Raw genomic sequence first — 22,488 nt, forward strand, 5'->3', positions numbered from 1 at the left:
TCATCCTTGAGACTCCCGCTGACGGGCTACTGGTTGCTCAACACACGGTCGAGATCGTCCAGCACCAACGGGCCGGGTAGTACTCACCTGTTACACGGGCATTGCGCGCGGATGCCAGGCCGCGCTTCAGAAACTCGGCCCGGGCGCGCTGTCGATCAATCTCGTGGCGAACGCCATCCTCGATAAAGGCCGACAGTGTCTCTCCTGCGCCAAGGATTTTCTCCACCTGGTCCCGAAAGGCATCGCTGATCCGAAAGGCGAGCGTAGCGAGTGATTGGTAGAGGAAGTCGGCGACCTCTGCGGGCGGGAACGAGCGCTCATGGCCGTGCCTGTCTTCTTTCTCCGTCAGCCCGTCATTGCGAGGCCTCGCAGAGGCCGCGGCAATCTCCCGGATCCGCCCGAGAGCTTGCCCGTCGCATTGGCGTTGCCGGATCGGATCGGAAAGGTGGGTGTCCCCTTCCTCCGCCGATCGGAATGGGCGGTCACGATGGCCCGGAAGACGCAATTGAACCGAACCTGAAGGATGTCTATAGTTGTACGGTACTTCCGTACGTTTGAGGTCGGGCATGGAAACAGTCAGCGTGAACCGGTTTCGCGAGAACCTGAAGGCCTTCGTGGAAGAGGCCGTCACTACGCACACGCCGCTCAAGGTCACGCGCCGAGCGGGTGAGGCCTTTGTGGTGATGAGTGCGGATGACTGGGAGCGGGAGCAGGAAACGCTCTACGTCCTGCAGAACTCCAGCCTGATGCAGCAAATCGCCGATTCGGCCGCTACCCATCGGAAGGGAGAAGGCTACCGTCCCACGGAAGGGGAGATGGATGAGATCACTGGTATTCGAGGGTAATACCTGGGCGGCGTACGAAACGCTCCGTGAGCGCGATCCAAAGCTGCATCGAGCCCTGCGCCGAATCCTCAAGGAAATGCTGCGTGATGACCCGGCCACGGGGACCGGCAAGCCGGAGCCCCTTCGGCATTCGCTCTCGGGCTTCTGGTCCCGACGTCTCTCCGCCAGGGACCGCCTGATCTACCGCTTCGACGATCAAGCCATCTACATCTTCGCCATCGGTGGCCATTACGACAGGCTCTGAACCTCTGACGTCCGCGGGACTTAAACGGGGACAGATTTATTTTCGGCCGCGAGGATGCGGCGGTGATGCAGGAGGAGAGGTATGCCAAGGATGGCGCGAGTGGTGTTGCCGCATATGCCGCACCATGTGGTGCAGCGCGGGCACAATCGGAAGGTCGTGTTTGCGGAGGACGAGGATTACGAGCGGTACCTGGAGGACCTGCGGGAGCTGAGTAGTGCGCTGGACATTCGGGTGTACGCGTACTGCCTGATGACCAACCACGTGCACCTGTTGCTGGGGCCAGGCGAAGAAGTGGCTGCAATGGGCCGCTTGATGAAGGCATTGGCGGCGCGTGCCACGCGGTATCGCAATCGACTGGAAGGGCGCTCCGGTACGTTGTGGGAAGGGCGCTACAAGTCCAGCCCGGTGCAGACAGAGACGTATCTTCTTGCTTGTACGCGCTACATCGAGTTGAACCCCGTACGAGCGCAAATGGCGCCGGCCGCCGGAGCGTACCCCTGGTCCAGCTACCGCCAGCGCATGGGCGAGGCGGAGTGCTGGATCGATCTCGACCCGGCGTATCGCGAGCTCGCGGATGACAACGCCGAACGACGTGTCCGCTATGCGCGGTTCGTGGAGCAGGGCGTCCCGGAGCAGGAGTTGTCGCTGATGCGCGAGGCGTTGCAGCGCGGCCAACTCACCGGCAACCAGCGTTTTGTGGATGAGGTGGAGCAGATCATCGGCTGTCGCGTTGAGCGGCGGCGTCCAGGCCGTCCGCCGTCACGTCAGACATGAGAAAATAAATCTGTCCCCTTTTTGCTGAAAGCGCTTCAGTAGCGACACCGCCTCACCGATGGCGGCTCCAGCATGGGCAGCGGCTGCCGGGTCGCGTTCCGCTAGGAAGGCGACAAGCCGCAGGAGGTCCTCGCGCGCTCGCGCCGTGAAGCGTACCGAGTAATTCATCCTTGAGACTCCCGCTGACGGGCTACTGGTTGCTCAACACACGGTCGAGATCGTCCAGCACCAACGGGCCGGGTAGTACTCACCTGTTACACGGGCATTGCGCGCGGATTCCAGGCCGCGCTCCAGAAACTCGGCCCGGGCGCGCCGTCGATGAAACGTGGGTGTCCTCTTGTTCGCTACCGTGGTCCGGCCCCGTTATGCCGGGATTCCATTACCGCCCTCCGACCCCGTCGCGCGTCCGTTACCGTGGTCCGACCCATCATGGATGACATTGTCTGGTCATCACGGAAACCGCGCAGCGGTTATCCGGGATCCACGCGGCTGGGGGTGTGATCGGTGCCCGAGTGTTTCCCGACCGGGGAGATCCCGGCTCTACGCTTCGCTACGGCCGGGATGACCGGGGTGGGGCGTGTAAACGTAGGCGTCCTCTTTGAGGCCTGATTCCCGAAGCGCCGTCATTGCGAGGCCTCGCAGAGGCCGCGGCAATCCGTCGGAGCGGCCCGAGACTCTACCGGTTGCCTTCGCGGTGCTGGAGCGGGGTCCGATCTCAGAGAAAGAACCCATTTATGGGCCAAAATGCGCCGTGTAAGGCCCTGAATCAGTCCTTCGGATCCGGAAAGTCGCGGTAATTCAGTATGTTGCGGTGGTCCGACCCCTTCCCTGTGGGACTTCCCTGTGGCCGGCAGTATTTCGGCCCGATCCCGAGCAATCCTATCTTCCGTGAAGGATGAACAAGGCCGTTAGAAGCATCACGTTCGCGGCGAGGGAGGCCCATAGGACGATCGCCTTCCAGTCTGGACTGGGTGGGGCTCCGGTTGTTGAGTGCGACGTCTGAGCGGGGCGAGTCCGGCGGGCTTCAGCACTAAATGTGGATGTTCCCCCGGTTCGATCACCCGTCGGTTTCTTGTTACGGGACGTTTTTTTCTCGTGGACATAGTCGCGATCGTAAAGCCCCATGTCTGTCTCCTTTTTTGTGCTACTCCGTTCCTACAACAGATTACGCTACGCGTCGTCAGGACCGGAAGGGGAAGGGAAGGCTGAGATAGCGTCATTGCGAGGCCTCGCAGAGGCCGCGGCAATCCGTCGGACGGGCCCGAGACCCTACCGATCCCCTTTGCGGTGCCGGAGCGGGATCCTCTCTCAGAGCAAGAGCCCATTTATGGGCCGGAATGGGCGGTTTAAAGCCCTGAATTAGCCATTCAAATTCGAAAAGCCTTTCCACGTCAGTCCGTTACCGTGGTCCGACCCCGTTATTGAAGGCTCTTCCGACCCCGGGCCGTCGCGTGGCTTGTTTACTGCAGCCACGGGCCGGCGCGCCACCAGACTTTCCTGTACTCGCCTTTGGTTAGCCAAGTAGCTAGAACTACAAGAGAGCAAATCCCCACCCAGATGAGGATGAAGGTTCGGTCGGTGAATGCTTCAAATCCATCTGGATTCATAGCGCCGTACCCAGTGCTGACAACGACTAGAAGCAGGACGTGGGCAACACCTGGCGCAATACGAAGCTTTCGCGCGATAAAAATGATCAGCCGATTAACTAAGCTATTTGACATTTCCAACCTTACTCAGTGTGTCGTCTTAACAGTGATTAGATTGCGCGCACCGATATTGGATGAAGGTACGCGCTCTACTGGGTCAGGCCTTGCTTTTTTTGCTTGCCCGAACAAAACACCCTCGATTTGATGCCGAACGTCCTGCATCCGACATTCTGGGGAGTCAGACCAGAGACAAGGTCTGACCCCGGTGCTTGTAGGAGTCAACTTCAAACGTCTAACCTTGGCCGGGACTAGCAAGCTGCTCGAATACCACCCACTCGTGGGGGCAGTCCTGGCAGGCGCTGGTGTAGGTTGGGCCGGATTTGGTCACTCGAACCTTGCGTGACTGGCAGGCGGGGCAGGGCACTTTCATTGAGGTGTTGGTGCCGCAAGAGTCGCAGTGCGCGTAGTAGCCGTACTTGCCATACATGCCTGTCAGCTTGTTTTGCTCGCCGCAGTTCTTGCAGGCCAGCGTGGATGCCTGGCTTGGTTTCGTCACCGGCGTGGGCGCGGCCTGGGCCGGTTGGGGCTCTGGCATGCGCGGTCGCTGTGCCTTGGGAGCTGGCTCGGGCGCAGCCGAAGCGGACGGCTCCTGTACCTGCGGGTCCGACTCGGCCACGGCTGACGCCTTTGCACCTTGTCCGAGGTGGCTTTGCAGCAGGAAGTCTCCGATCCCTTCGATCTCCTTCTGGCTGAAGCGCGGCTTGACGGTTACCAATCCCTTCGCCCGCGAGCCGACCAGTTCGCGCACCTTCTCCGCGACGAACTCGCTCTTCACCACTTGATTCGCGATCGGACGAGGCATGTCGTCGCGGTGGAGGATCGCGCTGCTGGATACGGCGCAAAGCGTTCTCCAGTCGCGCCCACCAATCTGCGTTTGGAGGCCCAGCAGTCGGCCGAGGAATTTCTCCACATTCGCTCGCAGGAGATCCTTCACCAGCGCCTCTTGCAGCTCCGCCTGCCGGACCGGCGACGGCATCCCGTACCAGTCGCCGCGGTAGCTGCGCGACCACTCCCCGTGGCCGTTCACCTTTACCTCGCCGTAGATGCTCTTCGACTCAATCACCACGAGCCCGTACGGGTGTATAACCAGGTGGTCGATCTGCGCGCGTTCGCCGTTATGCTCGATACGTAGGTCGTTGATGATCCGAACGGTCTCATCGTCGCCAAATTCGCGCCGCAGGTAGAACGCCACGTCCTGTTCTTGCTGGTGCCCGGCCTTTGAGCGTTCATCCTGACCGCTTGGCCCTTCCTTCTCCTTGAGAATCATCGAAGCTCCTGAACTGAATTGCTGGGACTACGCGACTTGGCGGCGCAGCCTACGTGGGCCAGTAGACGCGCGTCATCGGGACTAGGGCGCGGGTTTCGGAATCCGTATGATCGTAATGCTCCATAAGGGCCGTCACCAGGCCGTCGAGGTCCATCAGCATCAATGGGATCTTCGCGCGGTCGGCCTCGTAGCGGGCCTCCCTGCTGAAGCCACCCGTGCTCACGTACAGGCCCTTATCCTCCCCGTGCCGGCCGCCCAGGAAACTGCGGATCTCCTGAGCCCCCATGGCCGTGTGCGGCCGATGCTTCACTTCCACCACAATGCGGGGTGACTCAAAGCCGAAGCCGTCGGGTGACGCGATCACGTCCACCCCGCGATCCGGCCCGGGGGCGGATTCGCGCGTCTTGTAGCCCATCGCACGAAGCAGCCCTGCCACCAGGCTTTGCATCTCGTATGCGCCCAACCGGCTCACGCGGTCTTTTACGATCTCAACCGCTTCCTCGCGGTAGCGTCGCAACAGGGCGGATTCGTCCTCGCCTTCATCGTCCGTCGGCTCGGCACTCGGCCAAGGTGTCTGCCCCGCGACAAGCGCTTCCAGCTCATCGCGAACGGCGTCCGGCACGCGGAATAGGGTGAGTGTGGATCCCAGCGAATTGCGCGCCGATAAGGACAACCGGTCCCGGTCCAGCTCGGCTTCCCATTTAACAGGACGTACGTTCTCACAGGGCGGTAGAACGTCGGGGTCGTAGGCGTAATCACCGGTCAGCGTACCCAAGTGGTAGATACGCCGGCTGGAATCGTAGGTCAGCACACGATCTCCCACGCTCAGCTCGTCGCGGAACCGAATCAGCTGGCTCGCTGCCCCCTGAAGCCGGCCGTCCGACCAATCCGGAAACCCTTCCCGGTACGCCTCAACCAGCGCCGCCTTGTCCGGAAACTGGCGCAGGTCACCGCGGCTCTCCCAGCCGATCCCGACGAGTCCTTTCTCCAGAAACTCGTCCGCTTGCCGACCGCCGCGGCCCGCGCGGACCATCCACATCTGTTTTGTCATCTCGTGTGACTCGTTATTTCTCGTGTATCAAAAGGCGGCTACCAATTCCGAGTACGCAGGGCACTGGCATCGTCGGGGCAGCAGGTAAGGCCTGATCCCCAGCATCGTGCCCGCCGTTTCCCAGTTACGCCTTCGCGGGGACGGCACATACCTGAGCGACCCCAAGCGCCCGTTTCTGGACCGAAATGAGCAGTCTAAGGCCCTTAAACATCCCTTCATGTGAAGAAAGCCTTGTTAATACGGCTTGTTACCGTGGTCCGACCCAGTTATTGGCAAGTAAGATCTGACCTCCTAGGCACCCTGGATGTCTATCGGCTGCCATGAGGCAAAAGGTATGGTTCGACTCCTCTGGTTCTGTTTTATATGAGCCCAAAACGCGCGTTATAAGGCCTTGACTCAGTCCTCATGATTCTTAAATTGGCATTGACGCAGTCGGGTACCGTAGTCCGCCCCCTATGGTTATGGTCTAACACTAAACTTTATTATTGTCATACGGAACTTCAACAACGATCGGCCTTTCCGATTTCACTACGTTACCAAAAACAACCGCTTGAAGTTTCTTTAGGTTAGGGACCATTTCCGCGCAACTTGAACCAAACACATTTTTCAGAAAGCTAATGCTGGTATCGTCATAACATGCAAAGCTGACAATGGAATTACACTGAGTTAGTACCGTCTTGCTAACATTCGCTGTTCTTTGAGCCAAAATTAGAAGACCGACATTATACTTTCTTCCCTGTAGTGCAATCTGTGAAATTTTTGCAACTAGACTTTTGGAGGCAAAGTCTGACACACCCATTGTTGCCGGTTCAGGCATTATCGTATGCGCCTCTTCTACCGCGACCAGAACTTTCTTGGAGTTATCGCCAAAACCTTCCTTGGCAATGTTCAATAAACATGACATGTAAATTTCAGTGATAAAAATAGAAGCTTGCGAATTCGATATTTCGGGCAACTGAATTAACCCTAGGCTGTTATGGTCATCAGACATAAAGGCTCTAAGTTGAGAATCTACATCGATTCTTATCTGGTCGCTAAATGTTTTCAGTGCCTTTTTCTCATTTCCCGCACCATACTGCCCTGTTTCGACCTCAAAAAGCTTTTGACTTAAATCTACTGAAGTTTGCTCTTGAATTGAAAGATCAGTGGGGTTCAAGTCCGCTAATCGGCCTTTGTATTGTGAAGTAAGGTCAATGCAGATTACTTTGATTCCGCTAGCGACCGAATGCCTTATTATATCAAACGCAAACTCTGTTTTGCCTGAACCCGTTACACCTAAAACGGCGGTATGGAAATTGAAATTCCCAACAAAATCACCAACTACAGGGATATTTGATCTTGGAATGTTACCGAACTGGAAATCGTTAGCGTGTTTGGTTGCGTGATTTAAGTCAATACTGCCCTCAGCTAAGGAGAAAACTGGTGCGTTCATATTTGGAAGCCAGTCAAATTTTTTGAACGCTCCGTCTTTTAAAGTTCCTAACTGAGTTGCATAGGCAATTTGATAACCATGCTTGTCACCATCTAGGTTTTCCTCAATCGTTGTGCCAGCAGAAACCTGATAGTAAACCCTTTCACCATCGACTTTGCACCAGATAAGCATTCCATCTGCACATGAGCTGTCTGCTTGGACTTCAAGCCTAATCCGTCCAATTGATGAATCTTCTGCAACAAAACCAATTAGCTTGGCTTGAGTGGTTTCTCCCAAAAGATTCATTACGGCATCGTTATTTAACTCTTCCTCTGGCTCGTAAATGTGACCATCAGCTAACCCTTTCCTTAGATCTTCAACAGCGCCCAAAAGCATCGCTGTTCCTATTCTTCGTTCGTCATTAAGGTGCGAATATAATGGCAAGATCCATTGCTGGCTTTTATCCACTCTCTGATAGATTAGCGGCTTACCCATATCCCAATCAGTATTTTGATTTATAGCAAACCTAAAGATTCCGGGGTTATCCAGTCTGAGTAGCTTGCCAATCGGCTGAGTGGATTCTTGAGCTCTAAAGCTCATTGAGGATAGAAATTGAGGAATGTTTAGTGGCCATATGGCCATAAATACACCCCAAAATACTATTAGATAAACAGCTAGTTGGGATTGTATTGAATAAAATGAGTAGATTCCAAACAAAAATACTATGGAGAAAATCAGCCTAGACCGACCCAGAACAATGGCGGGTTTGTACAGTCGGCTATTTACGACCGAGGCAGTGTCGCCAGCACCCCGTCCTCCTGATGTTGCAACGCAAATAGTTGAGATTAAGAAAACGAACAAGCAATAAGAAAAGACAACCCACCATGCCGGTGTAGGTGATACATGATATACGCCAAACATTGTTATGCCGGCCATTAGCGAATTAATCATTGAATCAGCGGGTTTTGTAAAGAAATGCTCCAAGATGGCGGAGCCAAGAACAATTAACAAAAGAGCATTTTGGAAAACTATTGAGTACTGGGGGTCTTGCGGAAGAGGAGATCCAGTAAACTTCCATGAGATAAGCACTGCGCAGAGTAACCCGGCAAGCATGATAAAAACACGCACCATTGGTTTCGTATAATTATCTGTAATTTTCAAATCCATATGATTTTCCTCTAAAGGATGCCCGTAGGGCTTGCCTTTGGCTTATAGCTGTTGGTCGATGGTCATGTCAGGCGCCAATGGTTGTTATCGGTCTCGTGGTGGGCCTGGCCGAGGATTTGGAGGGCGGCGAGGACCTGGGTGATCGACTTTGTTGGTTTGCGCTTGAAGTGGCTGGCCAGGGCGTCTGGGGTTTGGGGGCCGATGGCGAGGAGGCGGCGGACGGCTTCGACCTGGTCGGGCATGGATTTGGGCCAGGTGGGCTTTTTGGCCGGTTCGGTCGTGGTCTCGGCGGCGGCCTCGGGTTTGGCTTCCAGCGTGGCGGTGGTCTGGGTGGCTTCGGGAGCCTGGTAGTCGGGGCGTAGCCAGCGGATGTGGCCTTGGGCTTCTTCGGCGGCGCGTGCGGTGTTGAGTGCGACGAGGCGGCCGAGGAGTTCTTCTTCGGCTTCGGCCTGGTCGGCGGGTTTGTCCGGCAGCGGGGTGGTGGCGCCGGGGCGGCCGACGAGGCGGTCGGCGAGGTCGTTCCAGCCGTAGGCCTCGAAGACGGCGCGGTCCAGGTCGTCGTGCAGTTCGCGCAGGAGGGAAACGAGGCCTTGTTCGTGGATGGTGCGTTCCTTGGCGGTCAGCGGTTCTTCGGCGCGCAGTTTTTCCAGCACGTTGTACATGCCGGTAAGGGTGAGGTCCGTGTGTTCGGCCTGGCGCGCCTTGCGGTGGGCGTCGATGCGTTCGGCGATGTCGCCGATGGTAGCGGCCTGCTGGTCGTCGAGTTCCGGGAAGGGGAAGGTCTCGAAGCAGCGGGTCTTGTTGTAGCGGGGATCATTACCTACGCCCAGCCGACCACCCGCCGCGAGAGACCATACGACGTGAACTCGACTCCCCAGAACCGCCAAAAGGGGCGGCGCATCGCTGGCAATGTTCACAAGCATGTGGTCAGGCAATATGGCAGCTTCAAGGAAGAAAAATAGTCGGTGTTTGGTAGTCTCGACAGTGCTGATGTAACGGGAGAGGCCAACACTGGCACCACGCCACGTAACGCGAGTTTCGCCAAACAACCACCACTTCTCTTTGAGCTTCTTTCTCCGGTTGTTGTCCCGCTCAGGCTTTACGCGCTCGTAAACCCACTGGTAGATTTCCGGAAAGTTTGTGCGTATGGCATCAAGGTCCCTACCATAAAGGTCGATCACAAAGACACCGCGAGGCCTTTGTGTGAGATCCCGCCCATTGCGATATTGCCGTATGACACTCTGAATTCCTGGTTTGTCTGGGTAACCGAGCATGGCGGCTTGCTCTGGCGTGACGATAAATCCGGAACCGGCAAGCATCACGCCATTTGAAGACACCCCTCCATTCGCAGTTAGCTTTCCAGAACCGGCGACGTTGGCGCCGACAGTAAGGTCGGGAAAAAGCTTGCCACGACGAGCGCTGAGCTCAACTGAGCGGCTGTCGTCTCCATCTCTTTGCTCCTTGACAGTTTTTCGTAGTAGTCCCGGTGCGTCACCTGCCATTCCGACAGTCATGGCGATGCGAACCGCCGCGCCATCATTGCTATCCACCCAAGGGTGATCCGGTATCGCAAAAGCGAGCGATAGTGGTTGCTTATTATCACCGAGGTGCGGTTCGATCACCCGCCGGTTGAAGGTCTGGCGCAGGCTGTTGGTGGTAATGAAGCCGAAGCTCTGTGCCTGACCCTTGCGGACGGTCTCGGCGGCGATGTGCCACCAGTACATGACGAAGTCTGTTGATTCTGGGAGTTCGCACCAAACGGCGCGTAGGGCGTCGACGTATCCATTGCCCAGGGCGCGACGCATGGCTTTGTCGCCAATAAACGGCGGGTTGCCGACGATGAAGTCGGCTGGGGGCCATTCGGCGCGGCGCGGGTTGCTGTAGTGGTAGACGGTGGTGCGGCCGCTTTCGTCGGGGATGAGTTCGCCGGTGACGGGGCTTTTCTTGTAGCTGATGCCGTCCCAGATGGTGACGGGTTCGCCGTGCTCGTCGCGCATGGGTTCGCGGGCGTCAAAGTCGATGAGCGCGTCGCGGTTCTCGATGTTGTGGAAGTCGCGCAGGATGGGTTCGGGCAGGTCGAGCCGGCCGTGGATGCGGTAGTGCCATTGCAGGTAGCCGATCCACAGGACGATTTCGGCGATGGCGGCGGCGCGCGGGTTGAGCTCCAGGCCGAGGAACTGGTGCGGGTCCACCGTGAGGCCTTCGGTGTCGAAGGCGGCCTGGCCGCTGCTGAGGTCGCGGATCAGGTTGAGCACTTCCCCTTCGAGGCGCTTCATGTGTTCCAGCGCGACGTAGAGGAAGTTGCCGGAGCCGCAGGCGGGGTCGAGTACGCGTTTTTTGCACAGTTGGTGGTGGAAGCCGTTGAGTTCGGCCAGGGCCTTGTCGCGCTTGCCCTGTTGCAGCCAGGCCTCGGCGGCGACCTGCACGGTGTTCCATTGGCGGCGCAGGGGCTCGATGAGCGTGGGCATGACCAGGCGTTCCACGTAGGCGCGCGGGGTGTAGTGGGCGCCGAGTTTGTGGCGTTCGCGCGGGTCCAGCGCGCGTTCCAGCAGGGTGCCGAAGATGGCGGGTTCGACGAAGCGCCAGTCGGCGCGGCCGGCGTCGATCAGGAGCTGGATCTGGTCGGCGTTGAGCGGGATCGGGTCGATGTCCTGGAACAGGCCGCCGTTGAAGCGTTGCAGCTTGTGCATCAGCTGGCCTTCGTAGCCGCCGGTGTTCATGGTCTCCCACAGGCTGCGCATGGAGTCCGGGAAGTGTTCCGGGTGTTCCTGCAGGCGTTCCAGCAGGTGGGTGAAGCTGGCCTTGGGCAGCAGCTCCACGTCTTCGCTGAACATGGTGAACAGGCAGCGCTTGAGGAAGTGGGCGACGCGTTCGACGGCGTAGCCATCCTGTTCCAGTGAGCGGGCGAGTTTGGCCAGGCGGTCGCTGACCTGGCGGGTGACGCGCGCGGCGTGCTTGCCGGGGTCCAGGGCATCCGGGCTTTGCCACAGGTGGAGCAGGCGGTGCTGGATGTGCGGCTGGCGCAGGTCTTCCAGGCGGATGCGGTGGTGGCCCGGGTCGGGGAACGGGACGTAGGTGCCGCCGGAGCGGGTGAACTCGGCATACAGCTCTATGGAGCGGCCGACATCGGTGACGATGATGAACGGCGGGCGGCCCTCGTCGCCCGGGAGGGCGCGCACGTACTGGTCGGCCTGGTTCTGCGCGGCGAGCATGGCGCGGTCCCAGCCGTCGGTATCCAGCGAGCGGCCGGTTTGCTTGGCCTCCAGGACGAAGCAACCGCGCTTGTAGAGGTCGATGTAGCCGCGGTTCTCGCTGCCGTCCGGGTTGCGGATGGTGACGCGGCGTTCGAAGACGTAGGCGTTGTCGCGGGTGTCGTCGCTGGCCGGGTCGGGGTGGGGAAGCTCCAGCAGCTTGCACAGCTCGGTGAGGAAGAGCTGGTAGTTGGCGCGCTCGGAGCCGCCGGTGTCGCGCCAGCGCTCGATGAACGCCTCGACCTGCTCGGGGGCGGCCAGGGGCGTTGGGGTTTCGTGATCAAAGAACGCGGCGTGGGCCGGGTTGCCCGGGGTGACTTCCATGTGACGAAGGTCCGTTTTCGTTTGGGGGCTACCTTACCGATGCGGGGCGGTGTTGTCGTGTGTGGCTTCGGTTGGAGATCGCCGCGGCCGCGTTGCGGCCTCGCGATGACGGGGTTTGTGGGGTTTGTGGGGTTTGGATGGTGCGGGTGGGGTGGCTTGCGTGGGAGATCCCGGCTCTTCGCTGCGCTGCGGCCGGGATGACGGGGTGGGGGCGATGGCCGGGAGGATATGGGTTGGGGTTTTGTCGGCGCCTGCCCGCGTCCGGCTTTGGCAGGGGCTTCGCGTGCAGGCACGCTCCCACAGGGGTGACCAAGGTTTGTGGCGGTCTGGAAGATGGTGTCATCCCGGAAACCGCAAAGCGGTGATCCGGGATCTCGGGCGTTTGGGGGTTGGGCTGGCGTGGGAGATCCCGGCTCTTCGCTGCGCTACGGCCGGGATGACGGGGTGTGGCGCTGCGGCCGGGATGACCGGGGTGTGGCGCTGCGGCCGGGATGACGGAGTTTGGCGTAGCGGCCGGGATGACGGGGTGGGGCGTTACGGCCGGGATGGCGGGGTTTAACGCTGTGTGGCCGGGATGACGGGGTGGGGCGCAGCGGTGGGGATGACGAGGGTCTGGGGGTGCGTGCTGTAGGAATTCAGCCGTTTGACGGATGGGGTGGTGGAGATGCCGCAATCGCCCGGAGGGCCGGGCTCCTGCAGGGGGTGTTTGGCGAGGCCGGGGAAGACGGTGGGGCGGTAGTCGTGTGGAAGCGGGGAGCGGTCGCGTTGCGGCCTCGCGATGATGGGTTGGGTGCGGGGGGCTACAGCCAGCCGCGGCGGCGGAAGAGGTAGAGCATGACGCCGACGACGGCGAGCATGATGCCGAGCAGGATGGGGTAGCCGTAGTAGGTGTAGAGCTCGGGCATGGACCAGGGGCTGTCGGGGTGTTCGAAGTTCATGCCGTAGATGCCGACGATGAAGGTGAGCGGGATGAAGATGGTGGCGATGATGGTGAGCACGCGCATGACGTCGTTGGAGCGCTGGTTGATGGCGGACATGTAGGCCTCGATCAGGGTGGCCGCCATTTCGCGGTAGGACTCCAGCAGGTCCATGATCTGGATGGTGTGGTCGTAGGCGTCGCGCAGGTACGGGAACAGCTCCGGGGTGAAGGGTTCGAGGTCGTCGCGCATCAGGCGGGCGACCACGTCGCGCGTGGGCCAGAGCTGGCGGCGCAGGACGAGGAGCTCGCGGCGCAGGATGTGGATCTCGTTGAGGGTGTGGCGGTCGGGCTGGTCGAGGACGGTCTCTTCCAGTGTTTCCAGGCGTTCGCTGATGTGTTCCAGCACCGGGAAGGCCTGGTCGATCACGCTATCCATCAGGGCGTAGGCGAGGTATGCGGCGCCTAGCCGGTTGAAGTTGCGGTTGGCGTTGCGCATCCGTTCGCGGACCGGTCCGAAGGGGTCGGCCGCGCCACTGTGGATGCTGATGACGAGGTGGGTGCCCACCACGAACAGGTTGAGCTGGTCGAGTTCGATGTTGCCGTTGTGATGGCGCGGCTGACGCAGGATGGCGACCATTTGCGCGTCGAAGAAGTCCACCTTGGGGCGCTGGCCCTGGTGGCGCACGTCTTCCAGCGCCAGCGGGTGCAGGTCGAAGGCCTCGCCCAGGTCGTGCAACTGGCGCGGGCTGGGGGCCCCCTGCAGGTGCAGCCAGACGAATCCGCCGTCGAGGGCCTGCACGCCTTCGCGCAGGGTGCGCTGTGGGTCGAGCTCGACGAGCTGCTCGCGATGGTAGTGCCAGGCGGAGACGGTGGCGTCCCCCGCGTGCGGGTGTTCGGTGGCGTGGGCGCCGTGACCGGGGGCGGCGCCGGGCTTGAGGTAGGTCTTTTCGAACAGGCGGGTCATCGCGATTCCTGTGCGGATTTTTTGCTCAGTATAGGGTGCTGAAAAGTGGTGCGCGCGGGGTGCAGGTCTGGCAGTCTGGGCGGCGACTGAACGGCTGCGGAAGCGGGCGAGTCCCACGGGGTGAGGAACAAGGAGCGCGGTATGGAACTGAAGACCATGTTGGTGCCGGTGGATGGTTCCGCCAACGCCTGGCGGGCGGTGGAAGTGGCCGCGGATCTGGCGTCCAAGTATCACGCCCGGGTGGTGCTGGTCAGCGTGCTGCTGCAGGGCGAGGTGCCGCCGCATATCCGCCAGCTCTCGGACCTGCCGGACCCGAACGACCCGCCGCTGGCAGCGGGCGGTGCGGCCGTGGGCGCCGCGGTGCCGCCGAAGGTGCTGCGGGATATCGCGAAGAAGCTGATCGAGCAGGCCCACGGATACTTCACCGATCTGGGCGTGACCGACATCGAGCACCACGTGGAAGACGGCTCCCCGGCCAAGGTGATCCTGCAGCAGGCGGAGTATCACGACGTGGACATGGTGGTGATGGGCTCGCGTGGGCTCGGGGGCCTGCAGGGGCTGCTCTCCGGCAGTGTCTCGCACAAGGTGCAGCAGCTGGCGCGCTGTATCGTGGTGACGGTGAACTGAGTCCCGCGCGGGGTTCGCGATGTCGCGGTTGTCGATCGATCTGCACGAGTGCTTCCGCAATGGCCGCCGGATCGACGCCGAGCTGAACGGCGTGATCGAGGCGGCCTGCGACAAGCGCATCAAGACGGTGGAGATCATCCACGGCAAGGGCAGCGGGCAGCTGAAAAAGCGCGTGCTGCGCTTTCTGCAGCAGCCGGAGGTCAAGGCGCGCTATCACCGCCTGGAGAAGGATTCGAAGAACCACGGGCGGCTGTTCGTGCACTTCAAGCACTGATCCGTGGATTCCTTTTTGTAGGAGGCCAGCCTCTGGCCGATTGGGCATGTCCAGCTCCGATCGGCCAGAGGCTGGCCTCCTACAGTTTGGGGTTCTGTCGGCGCCTGCCTGCGTCCGACTTTGGCAGGGGCTTCGCGTGCAAGCACGCTCCCACAGGGGGGCTTCCACAGGGGTGATGGATGTTTCTGGCGGCCGGGAAGCGGTTATCCGGGATCTCGGGCCTTTGGGGGTTGGGCTGGCGTTGGAGATCCCGGCTCTTCGCTGCGCTACGGCCGGGATGACGGGGGTGGCGGCGATGACCGGGAGGATATTGGGTGGGGTTTTGTAGGAGCGTGCTTGCACGCGAATGCCCTTGCCAGAGTCGGACGCGGGCAGGGGCTTCGCGTGCAAGCACGCTCCCACAGGGGGCTTCCACAGGGTGATGGATGTTTCTGGCGGCCGGGAAGGGGTTGTCATCCCGGAAACCGCGAAGCGGTTATCCGGGATCTCGGGCGTTGGGGTTGGGCTGGCGTTGGAGATCCCGGCTCTTCGCTGCGCTGCGGCCGGGATGACGGGGGTGGGGGCCATGGCCGGGAGGATATGGGGTGGGGTTCTGTAGGAGCGTGCTTGCGGGCGAATGCCCTTGCCAGAGTCGGACGCGGGCAGGGGCTTCGCGTGCCTGCACGCTCCCACAGGGGGGCTTCCACAGGGGTGATGGATGTTTCTGGCGGCCGGGAAGGGGCTGTCATCCCGGAAACCGCAAAGCGGTTATCCGGGATCTCGGGCGTTGGGGTTGGGCTGGCGTTGGAGATCCCGGCTCTTCGCTGCGCTACGGCCAGGATGACGGGGGTGGGGGCGATGGCCGGGAGGATATTGGGTGGGGTTCTGTAGGAGCGTGCTTGCGGGCGAATGCTCCTGCCAAAGTCGGACGCGGGCAGGGGCTTCGCGTGCAAGCACGCTCCCACAGTGATGTTCCCACCGGGGGGGGTTACGGCTTCTGGTGGCCTAGCTTGCGGTCGGCGAGTTCGTAGCCGAGGTCGATCATTTCGGCGGCGCGGTGGAAGTCGAATATGCCGCAGGCGTTGACCGGGACTTCGATCAGGTGCTCGGGGTTGTAGGCGGCGATGCGAAAGCGCGCGATCGTGCCCTGCATGGCCTCGATGGAGTGGGAGACGATGTCGATCATGCCCAGCGCGTGGGCTTCCTGCTCACGGCTCAGGCCGGGGTCGGTCTCGCCCAGGCCCAGCTTGTCCTGCCAGTCCTGCAGCCAGGTGCCGACGCGGTCGGGCAGGGCGTCTGTCAGGCGGTGGTTGAGGAACCCGCTGTCGGGTTCCTCCCGGTCCGGGTCGGGCGCCTTGGTGCGCTCGGGGCGGATCAGCTCTTCGCCGACGCGGCCGTTGAGGCTGACGGCCAGGGTGATGTCGGTGTCGTCGTTCAGGGTCGGGGCGATCGGGACCGGGTTCAGCAGGCCGCCGTCCACCAGCAGCCGCCCCTTGTGGCGCACCGGGGTGAACACGGTGGGGATGGCGATGGAAGCGCGGATCGCGTCGAACAGGGGGCCGCTGTTCAGCCAGACCTCGCGTTCGCGCTCGATGTCGGTGGCCACGGCGGTGAACGAGATCGGCAGGTCCTCGATGTCCATGTCGCCGAGCATGTCGCGCAGCTTCTCGATCAGGCGGTCACCACGGATCAGCCCCGCGCCACGGAAGGAGAAGTCCAGCAGCCGCCAGACGTCCTGGCGCCGCAGCGACTTGACCCATGCCTCGTAGGCATCCAGTTGCCCGGCGGCGTAGATGCCCCCGACCACCGCTCCCATGGATGCCCCGGCGATGGAGCGGATCTCGTAGTCCGAGTGTTCCTCCAGCCAGCGGATCACGCCGATCTGCGCCAGGCCGCGGGCGCCGCCGCTGCCGAGGACCAGGGAGATGGACTGGGGCTTTCGCGTCATGGTTGCCGGTGTGCCTGTATGGAGTGTTGGGAAATGGACGGGCGTGCGCTGCGGTTTTCCGTAGCACGCCCATCATCGATTCGCGGAGCTGCCGGATTCGGTTGGCTTCAAGGATATGTTGGGGGTGTGATCGGGTTTTTCCAGCCTGAAGGCCCGGTTCCAGCGAATGGGTCTCACGGTAGGAGCCTGCTTGCAGGCGAATGCCCCTGCCCGCGTCCGACTCTGGCGGGAGCTTCGCCTGCAAGCAGGCTCCTACCGGGGCGGATGGTATGCGGCGATGCGTGCTATTCGGGGGAACGGTTCGGGTTCAGGAGGTGGTCGTGCAGGGCCTGGGCGGACTCGCCGGCCGGCTCTTCCACCCGCAGCTGCCACACGGCGGCGGGGTGATCCGGCGACCATTCGCTGAAGACTACGAGGCCGGCGTACGGGCCGTGCCCGCGGATCGTGCCCAGCGTCAGGCGGCCGTCCGGGTCGCCGTACAAGTGCACTTCGAACTCGGGGGCGGGCGGCGGTAGCTTCCAGTAACCGTCGCGACCGGTCTCGCGGAAGGTGGCGTCGGAAGGCTCGGCGTCGCCGCCGAAGTGGCGCCGCAACAGCGGTACCGACAACCGGTGCGGCAGCCCCAGCACGGTCTCGATGCCGGCGCGGCCGCGGTCCACCGCCTGGGCGGCGGACTCCAGCGGATCCCGCCGGCCCAGCCATTTCTTCAGTAGCTTGCGCATGCGCGGATCATCCGTGTGCCGTCCGCGGTCTGCAAGCGCCGGCCTTCACGTGGTGGCTTGGAGGCTGGCGGTCGGCGGCGTTACCGTGCGGGTAGGTAATGGAAAGGAGTACGTCATGGGTTTTGCACTGTCCGAGATGCAGCTGTCGAGTTCCGCCTTTGGCCCCGGCCAGCCGATCCCCAAACGCCACAGCGGCGAGGGCGAGGACACCTCGCCGGCCTTGCGGTGGCAGGGCGTGCCGCAGGGTACCCGGTCCCTGGCGGTGATCTGCCACGACCCGGATGCGCCGCTGATCCAGCCGGGTACCTACGGCTTCGTGCACTGGGTGCTGTACAACCTGCCGCCGGACCTGGATGGCCTCCCCGAAGCGACCGATCTGGGCGCGACCGGCCAGACGGACTTCGGCCGCACCGGCTACGGTGGCCCGATGCCGCCCGAGGGGCATGGCAAGCATCACTATTTCTTCTGGCTGCTGGCGCTGGACGCCGACCTGCAGCTACCGCCCGGCCTGACCCTGTGGCAGTTCCTGGAACACGCCGAGCCCCACGTAATCGGCATGAATCGACTGGTGGGTACCTACCAGCGGGGCTGACACCTTGCAGGGATTTTTTGTGGGAGCCGGCTTGCCGGCGAAGCCCCTGCCAGAGTCGGACGCGGGCAGGGGCTTCGCGTGCAAGCACGCTCCCACAGGGATGCTCCCACAGGCGTGACTAGGGCTTGCGGCGGTCTGGAAGATGGTGTCATCCCGGAAACCGCAAAGCGGTTATCCGGGATCTCGGGCGTTTGGGGGTTGGGCTGGCGTTGGAGATCCCGGCTCTTCGCTGCGCTGCGGCCGGGATGACGGGGTATGGCGTTGCGGCTGGGGTGACGGGGGTGGGTGGCTGGCGCGGGCGGGGGCTTCGCGTGCAAGCACGCTCCCACAGGGATGCTCCCACAGGTGTGACTAGGGCTTGCGGCGGTTTGGAAGATGGTGTCATCCCGGAAACCGCAAAGCGGTTATCCGGGATCTCGGGCGTTGGGGGGTTGGGCTGGCGTTGGAGATCCCGGCTCTTCGCTTCGCTGCGGCCGGGATGACGGGGGTGGCTGGCGCGGGCAGGGGCTTCGCGTGCAGGCACGCTCCCACAGGGGTGCTTCCACAGGCGGGGTCAAGGTTTGTGGCGGTCTGGAAGATGGCGTCATCCCGGAAACCGCAACGCGGTTATCCGGGATCTCGGGCGTTGGGGGTTGGGCTGGCGTTGGAGATCCCGGCTCTTCGCTTCGCTACGGCCGGGATGACGGGGTATGGCGCTGCGGCTGGGATGACGGGGTATGGCGCTGCGGCTGGGATGACGGGGGTGGATGGCTGGCGCGGGCAGGGGCTTCGCGTGCAAGCACGCTCCCACAGGGGCCCCTTTCCCCGCTTCGGGCCGTTCGGTCTTGACCGGGTTGTGCGGCGGGCGCACGATATGTACCACTTTATGTACGTTTCGGGTGACTGGCGATGACGACGCTGACGGCTACCGAGGCCCGCAAGGGTCTGTTCGATCTGATCAAGGGCGTGAACGAACAGCACGCGATCTACCATATCCGGCATCGCAACGGCGATGCGGTGCTGATGTCGGAAGACGAGTACGCCAGCCTGATCGAGACCCTGGAGCTGCTCTCCGAGCCCGGCTTCCGGCAGGAATTCGAGCAGGGCCGCCGCGAGGCGGATGAAGGCGATACGCTGGGATTCGAGGAGGTGTTCGGGGAGAAGCAGTGACCTGGACCATTCGGTTTACCCGTCAAGCCGAGAAGGACTTACGGCGTCTGACGCCGAAGCTGCGTGACAAGGTGAAGCAGATCCTGCGCAACCGGGTGGCGGTCGACCCGTACTGTGGCAAGGCGCTGGTTGGTGATCTGCGCGGGTACTACTCCCTGCGGATCAGCTACAAGGACCGTCTGCTATACACGATTCGGGACGAGCAGTTGCTGGTGATCGTGATCCGGGCGCGTACGTATTACGGCGAATAGCCCTGTAGGAATGTCTTGTGGGAGCCGGCTTGGCGGCGAAGCCCCTGCCAGAGCCGGACGCGGGCAGGGGCTTCGCCGCCAAGCACGCGCCTACGCTGATGCCCCCACAGGGGGCCAAGGCTTGCGGCGGTCTGGAAGACGGCGTCATCCCGGAAACCGCGAAGCGGTTATCCGGGATCTCGGGCGCTGGGGGTGGGCCTGGCGTTGGAGATCCCGGCTCTTCGCTTCGCTACGGCCGGGATGACGGGGGGTGCGGTTGGTGCGGGCAGGGGGTGGCGGCGTTGTTGGCGCCATCCAGTCACAAAAAAGGCCCGGGCCGAGCGAACTCGGTCCGGGCCTTTTGCGTTCCCAGGCGGGTGCCCGGGGCGGCGGGGTGCTTAGTAGCGGTAGCCGAAGGCCTTTTCGAACTTGTCGGCGAACTCTTCGGCGGTGAAGTGGTGGTTCTGGGTGCCGGAGTGCGCGATCTTGATCGAGCCGATCAGCGAGGCGATGCGGCCGGTGGTCTCCCAGTCGTAGCCCTTTTCCAGGCCGAACAGGATGCCGGCGCGGTAGGAGTCGCCACAGCCGGTCGGGTCCTTGATCGCGGCCGGTTCGACCGACGGGATGGTGATCTTCTTGCCGCCGGTGTAGATGTCGGAGCCCTCGCCACCGCGGGTGACGATCATGGCGTCGACCATTTCGGCCAGCTGTTCCAGGCTCAGGCCGGTACGGTCGGCGGTCAGCTGCGCCTCGTAGTCGTTGAACGCGGCGTAGGTGGCGTTCTCCATGAAGCGCTTCAGGTCGTCGCCGTCGAACATCGGCAGGCCCTGGCCCGGGTCGAACATGAACGGGATGCCGGCGTCGGCGAACTGCTGGGCGTGCTCGATCATGCCGTCACGGCCGTCCGGGGAGACGATGCCGACCTTGATGCCGTTGGCGTCGGTGACCTTCTGCTGGTGCGAGAAGCCCATCGCGCCCGGGTGGAAGGCGGTGATCTGGTTGTCGTCCTGGTCGGTGGTGATGAAGGCCTGACCGGTGTAGGTGTCCTTCAGCTCCTTGACGAACGTGCGCGAGATGGCGTGCTTGTCCATCCAGTCGGCGTACGGGGTGAAGTCGCCGCCCACGGTGGCCATGACGGTCGGGTCCGCGCCCAGCAGCTTCATGTTGTAGGCGATGTTGCCGGCGCAGCCGCCGAACTCGCGGCGCATGTCCGGGACGAGGAAGGACACATTCAGCATGTGCACCTTGTCCGGGAGGATGTGGTTCTTGAAGCGATCGGGGAACACCATGATGGTGTCGTAGGCCATGGACCCACAGATCAGTGCGGACATTGTTGCTCCTTAGCGTTGGCTGAAATCGTTGTCGTGCGTGGCCTTGAAGGCAGCACAGGACGTCCCGTGGCGCGCGCTGAAAGCGTTGATTGCGCGCCGATGTCGGGTCGTGCGATGTGCATAGGGTAAGTATTTGGGCGCAAAACAACAAATCGGGGGTGTCGGGGGGTTGGGGTCTCGCGGCCATTTCATCGTCTGTCATCCCGGCCGAAGCGAAGCGTAGAGCCGGGATCTACGATGTCAGAGGTGCCGCCTTGGGAGATCCCGGATCACCGCTGCGCGGTGTCCGGGATGACGAGTAGTGGAGACGCTCCGGCCGGAACCAACGGACCCCCCTTCGGTGTCAGCCTTGGGAGATTGCCACGTCGCCTTCGGCTCCTCGCAATGACGAATTTCTTCCCGCGTGTTCGATCCCGTCATTGCGAGGAGCGTAGCGACGAAGCAATCTCCGAAAGCTGGCAATGCGTCCACGCTCCGGATGCGGTGGTTCCGGACGGAGATTACTCGCTTCGCTCTCCCTGCGGGCCGGCCTGCGGCCGTTCAATGGGCTGCGCGCTTTTGTGCCACGGCCCCTCACGGGGCCTCGCAATGACGGAGAAAGGGCCATCGTCATTGCAAGGCCCTGCAGGGGCCGCGGCAATCGGGTGAAGCGGGCGGTGCGGCGGGATCGGTGGTTCTGGGTGGAGATCGCCACGGCGCTGGGCGCCCCGCGATGACGGTGGTGGGGGTCACGTTGTGCCGGGGGCTTTGTGGCAGCATGGAGTCATTCCCGCGAGCGAGGGCGTGACTGATGAATCCGCGTGTATTGATCCCGATCCTGATCATCCTGCTGTTGTTGCTGAGTCTGTGGTCCATGAGCCTGGACGGTGACGGGGGCATCCTGCCCGGCGCGCCCGATACTGGCGCGGCGCCCGCGGTTGAACGCCTGGCCCATGGATCAGGATCGGCCGCGCCCCAACCGGCATGAATACAGCTGCGGCGCCGGCCCCTGATGCGGGGCGCGCCGGGCGCGAGGTGATTTTCCGCGCGGCCGGGGTGACCAAGGTCTACCGCATGGGCGAGGTGACGATCCACGCCCTGCGCGGGGTGGATCTGGAGCTCTACACCGGCGAGCTGGTGGTGATGCTGGGGGCCTCGGGTTCCGGCAAGTCGACCCTGCTGAACATCATGGGCGGACTGGATACCGCGTCCGAGGGCGAGGTGCGTTACCGCGACCAGGATCTGGCGCAGGCCTCCGAGCGCACGCTGACCGCCTTCCGCCGCGATCACGTTGGCTTCGTGTTCCAGTTCTACAACCTGATTGCCAGCCTGACCGCGCGCGAGAACGTGGCCATTGTCACCGAGATCTCGCGCGATCCGATGTCGCCGGAGGAGGCCCTGGCGCTGGTCGGGCTGGAGGACCGCATGGACCACTTTCCCTCGCAGCTCTCCGGCGGCGAGCAGCAGCGCGTGGCCATTGCCCGCGCGATCGCCAAGCAGCCGGCGGTGCTGCTGTGCGACGAGCCGACCGGCGCGCTGGACTCGAAGACCGGGATCCGCGTGCTGGAGGTGCTGCAGCACATCAACGAGCGCCTGGACACGACGGTCGCGATCATCACCCACAACGCGGTGATCGGCGAGATGGCCGATCGCGTGATCCACCTGAGCGACGGCCGCGTGAGCGAGATCCACGAGAACGCCACTCGCCAGCCGCCGTCCGCGTTGCACTGGTAG

At 62.2% G+C, this 22,488-nt stretch carries 19 protein-coding genes and 1 pseudogene; 10 read left to right on the top strand and 10 right to left on the bottom strand.

Going from position 1 to position 22,488, the window contains the following annotated elements; translation table 11 throughout:
• Positions 1-26: 26 nt before the first annotated feature.
• Positions 27-250 (bottom strand): annotated as a pseudogene (locus D578_RS15035) (hypothetical protein).
• A 316-nt stretch (positions 251-566) separates the two neighbouring features.
• On the opposite strand from D578_RS15035, the gene D578_RS0114135 reads away from it, so the two are divergent.
• The 3 genes from D578_RS0114135 (at position 567) to D578_RS0114145 (ending at position 1,863) form a co-directional block, all read left to right on the top strand.
• Positions 567-845 (top strand): type II toxin-antitoxin system Phd/YefM family antitoxin, encoded by a 279-nt coding sequence (locus D578_RS0114135; protein ID WP_018864398.1) that lies wholly within the window; start codon positions 567-569, stop codon positions 843-845.
• Positions 820-1,089, top strand: a complete 270-nt coding sequence (locus tag D578_RS15745) for a Txe/YoeB family addiction module toxin (protein WP_081617387.1) — start codon at positions 820-822, stop codon at positions 1,087-1,089. The genes D578_RS0114135 and D578_RS15745 overlap by 26 nt, the downstream gene beginning before the upstream one ends.
• Before the next feature lie 81 nt (positions 1,090-1,170).
• Positions 1,171-1,863: a transposase gene (locus D578_RS0114145; protein ID WP_026289369.1), complete on the top strand. Its 693-nt coding sequence runs from the start codon at positions 1,171-1,173 to the stop codon at positions 1,861-1,863.
• Here the strand turns inward: D578_RS0114145 and D578_RS15750 are convergent.
• The 6 genes from D578_RS15750 to corA all read right to left on the bottom strand — a co-directional run bounded on the left by D578_RS15750 (position 1,849) and on the right by corA (position 13,923).
• Positions 1,849-2,031: a type II toxin-antitoxin system RelE/ParE family toxin gene (locus tag D578_RS15750; RefSeq protein WP_081617388.1), complete on the bottom strand. Its 183-nt coding sequence runs from the start codon at positions 2,029-2,031 to the stop codon at positions 1,849-1,851. The two genes, D578_RS0114145 and D578_RS15750, sit on opposite strands and share 15 nt — an antisense overlap.
• A 1,770-nt stretch (positions 2,032-3,801) precedes the next feature.
• Complete coding sequence (locus D578_RS0114150; RefSeq protein WP_018950585.1) at positions 3,802-4,836, bottom strand: nuclease-related domain-containing protein; 1,035 nt, start codon at positions 4,834-4,836, stop codon at positions 3,802-3,804.
• Between the two features lie 49 nt (positions 4,837-4,885).
• On the bottom strand, positions 4,886-5,875 hold the full coding sequence (locus D578_RS0114155; RefSeq protein ID WP_026289370.1) for a restriction endonuclease: 990 nt from the start codon (positions 5,873-5,875) through the stop codon (positions 4,886-4,888).
• A 484-nt stretch (positions 5,876-6,359) separates the two neighbouring features.
• The gene (locus tag D578_RS15755; protein ID WP_081617389.1) at positions 6,360-8,465 is read right to left on the bottom strand and encodes an ATP-binding protein; all 2,106 of its coding nucleotides are present in this window, start codon (positions 8,463-8,465) and stop codon (positions 6,360-6,362) included.
• Between the two features lie 62 nt (positions 8,466-8,527).
• The gene (locus D578_RS0114160; protein WP_018950587.1) at positions 8,528-12,040 is read right to left on the bottom strand and encodes a DNA methyltransferase; all 3,513 of its coding nucleotides are present in this window, start codon (positions 12,038-12,040) and stop codon (positions 8,528-8,530) included.
• A gap of 800 nt (positions 12,041-12,840) precedes the next feature.
• Positions 12,841-13,923: a magnesium/cobalt transporter CorA gene (gene corA / locus D578_RS0114165; protein ID WP_018950588.1), complete on the bottom strand. Its 1,083-nt coding sequence runs from the start codon at positions 13,921-13,923 to the stop codon at positions 12,841-12,843.
• Positions 13,924-14,064: 141 nt separating this feature from the next.
• Between corA and D578_RS0114170 the strand changes: the two genes are divergently transcribed.
• Together D578_RS0114170 and D578_RS0114175 are read left to right on the top strand one after the other, a co-directional pair.
• Positions 14,065-14,550 carry a universal stress protein gene (locus D578_RS0114170; RefSeq protein WP_018146349.1) on the top strand — a complete coding sequence of 162 codons (486 nt, stop codon included), beginning with the start codon at positions 14,065-14,067 and terminating at the stop codon, positions 14,548-14,550.
• Between the two features lie 19 nt (positions 14,551-14,569).
• A complete protein-coding gene (locus D578_RS0114175; RefSeq protein ID WP_018176544.1) occupies positions 14,570-14,824 on the top strand; it encodes a Smr/MutS family protein in 255 nt (84 codons plus the stop codon).
• Positions 14,825-15,791: 967 nt separating this feature from the next.
• Here the strand turns inward: D578_RS0114175 and D578_RS0114195 are convergent.
• A complete protein-coding gene (locus D578_RS0114195) occupies positions 15,792-16,751 on the bottom strand; it encodes a patatin-like phospholipase family protein (protein WP_018950592.1) in 960 nt (319 codons plus the stop codon).
• Positions 16,752-17,035: 284 nt separating this feature from the next.
• Positions 17,036-17,473, bottom strand: a complete 438-nt coding sequence (locus tag D578_RS0114200; RefSeq protein ID WP_018950593.1) for a hypothetical protein — start codon at positions 17,471-17,473, stop codon at positions 17,036-17,038.
• A 115-nt stretch (positions 17,474-17,588) separates the two neighbouring features.
• On the opposite strand from D578_RS0114200, the gene D578_RS0114205 reads away from it, so the two are divergent.
• From D578_RS0114205 to D578_RS0114220, 3 genes are all read left to right on the top strand, one after another.
• Entirely contained in the window at positions 17,589-18,065 is a 477-nt protein-coding gene (locus tag D578_RS0114205) for a YbhB/YbcL family Raf kinase inhibitor-like protein (protein ID WP_018950594.1), read from the top strand.
• A gap of 888 nt (positions 18,066-18,953) precedes the next feature.
• Positions 18,954-19,214 carry a type II toxin-antitoxin system Phd/YefM family antitoxin gene (locus D578_RS0114215; RefSeq protein WP_018146344.1) on the top strand — a complete coding sequence of 87 codons (261 nt, stop codon included), beginning with the start codon at positions 18,954-18,956 and terminating at the stop codon, positions 19,212-19,214.
• Positions 19,211-19,465: a type II toxin-antitoxin system RelE/ParE family toxin gene (locus D578_RS0114220; protein WP_018950596.1), complete on the top strand. Its 255-nt coding sequence runs from the start codon at positions 19,211-19,213 to the stop codon at positions 19,463-19,465. The genes D578_RS0114215 and D578_RS0114220 overlap by 4 nt, the downstream gene beginning before the upstream one ends.
• A gap of 377 nt (positions 19,466-19,842) precedes the next feature.
• Here the strand turns inward: D578_RS0114220 and D578_RS0114225 are convergent, their stop codons facing one another.
• Positions 19,843-20,775, bottom strand: a complete 933-nt coding sequence (locus tag D578_RS0114225; protein WP_018950597.1) for a carbohydrate kinase family protein — start codon at positions 20,773-20,775, stop codon at positions 19,843-19,845.
• A gap of 790 nt (positions 20,776-21,565) precedes the next feature.
• On the opposite strand from D578_RS0114225, the gene D578_RS16095 reads away from it, so the two are divergent.
• The gene (locus D578_RS16095; protein WP_018950598.1) at positions 21,566-21,742 is read left to right on the top strand and encodes a hypothetical protein; all 177 of its coding nucleotides are present in this window, start codon (positions 21,566-21,568) and stop codon (positions 21,740-21,742) included.
• Positions 21,739-22,488, top strand: coding sequence for an ABC transporter ATP-binding protein (locus tag D578_RS0114235; RefSeq protein WP_018950599.1), 750 nt, complete (start codon positions 21,739-21,741; stop codon positions 22,486-22,488). Before D578_RS16095 ends, D578_RS0114235 begins: the two co-directional genes overlap by 4 nt.

This window comes from Thioalkalivibrio sp. ALMg11 (genome assembly GCF_000377905.1).
Lineage (GTDB): Bacteria > Pseudomonadota > Gammaproteobacteria > Ectothiorhodospirales > Ectothiorhodospiraceae > Thioalkalivibrio.

Coding starts and splice junctions, on each gene's coding strand:
- D578_RS0114145 (WP_026289369.1), top strand. CDS start 1,171: ATGCCAAGGATGGCGCGAGTGGTGTTGCCGCATATGCCGCACCATGTG.
- D578_RS0114195 (WP_018950592.1), bottom strand. CDS start 16,751: ATGACGCGAAAGCCCCAGTCCATCTCCCTGGTCCTCGGCAGCGGCGGC.
- D578_RS0114215 (WP_018146344.1), top strand. CDS start 18,954: ATGACGACGCTGACGGCTACCGAGGCCCGCAAGGGTCTGTTCGATCTG.
- D578_RS15750 (WP_081617388.1), bottom strand. CDS start 2,031: ATGAATTACTCGGTACGCTTCACGGCGCGAGCGCGCGAGGACCTCCTG.
- D578_RS0114235 (WP_018950599.1), top strand. CDS start 21,739: ATGAATACAGCTGCGGCGCCGGCCCCTGATGCGGGGCGCGCCGGGCGC.
- D578_RS0114150 (WP_018950585.1), bottom strand. CDS start 4,836: ATGATTCTCAAGGAGAAGGAAGGGCCAAGCGGTCAGGATGAACGCTCA.
- D578_RS16095 (WP_018950598.1), top strand. CDS start 21,566: ATGAATCCGCGTGTATTGATCCCGATCCTGATCATCCTGCTGTTGTTG.
- D578_RS0114135 (WP_018864398.1), top strand. CDS start 567: ATGGAAACAGTCAGCGTGAACCGGTTTCGCGAGAACCTGAAGGCCTTC.
- D578_RS15745 (WP_081617387.1), top strand. CDS start 820: ATGAGATCACTGGTATTCGAGGGTAATACCTGGGCGGCGTACGAAACG.
- D578_RS0114175 (WP_018176544.1), top strand. CDS start 14,570: ATGTCGCGGTTGTCGATCGATCTGCACGAGTGCTTCCGCAATGGCCGC.
- D578_RS0114160 (WP_018950587.1), bottom strand. CDS start 12,040: ATGGAAGTCACCCCGGGCAACCCGGCCCACGCCGCGTTCTTTGATCAC.
- corA (WP_018950588.1), bottom strand. CDS start 13,923: ATGACCCGCCTGTTCGAAAAGACCTACCTCAAGCCCGGCGCCGCCCCC.
- D578_RS0114225 (WP_018950597.1), bottom strand. CDS start 20,775: ATGTCCGCACTGATCTGTGGGTCCATGGCCTACGACACCATCATGGTG.
- D578_RS0114155 (WP_026289370.1), bottom strand. CDS start 5,875: ATGTGGATGGTCCGCGCGGGCCGCGGCGGTCGGCAAGCGGACGAGTTT.
- D578_RS15755 (WP_081617389.1), bottom strand. CDS start 8,465: ATGGATTTGAAAATTACAGATAATTATACGAAACCAATGGTGCGTGTT.
- D578_RS0114200 (WP_018950593.1), bottom strand. CDS start 17,473: ATGCGCAAGCTACTGAAGAAATGGCTGGGCCGGCGGGATCCGCTGGAG.
- D578_RS0114205 (WP_018950594.1), top strand. CDS start 17,589: ATGGGTTTTGCACTGTCCGAGATGCAGCTGTCGAGTTCCGCCTTTGGC.
- D578_RS0114170 (WP_018146349.1), top strand. CDS start 14,065: ATGGAACTGAAGACCATGTTGGTGCCGGTGGATGGTTCCGCCAACGCC.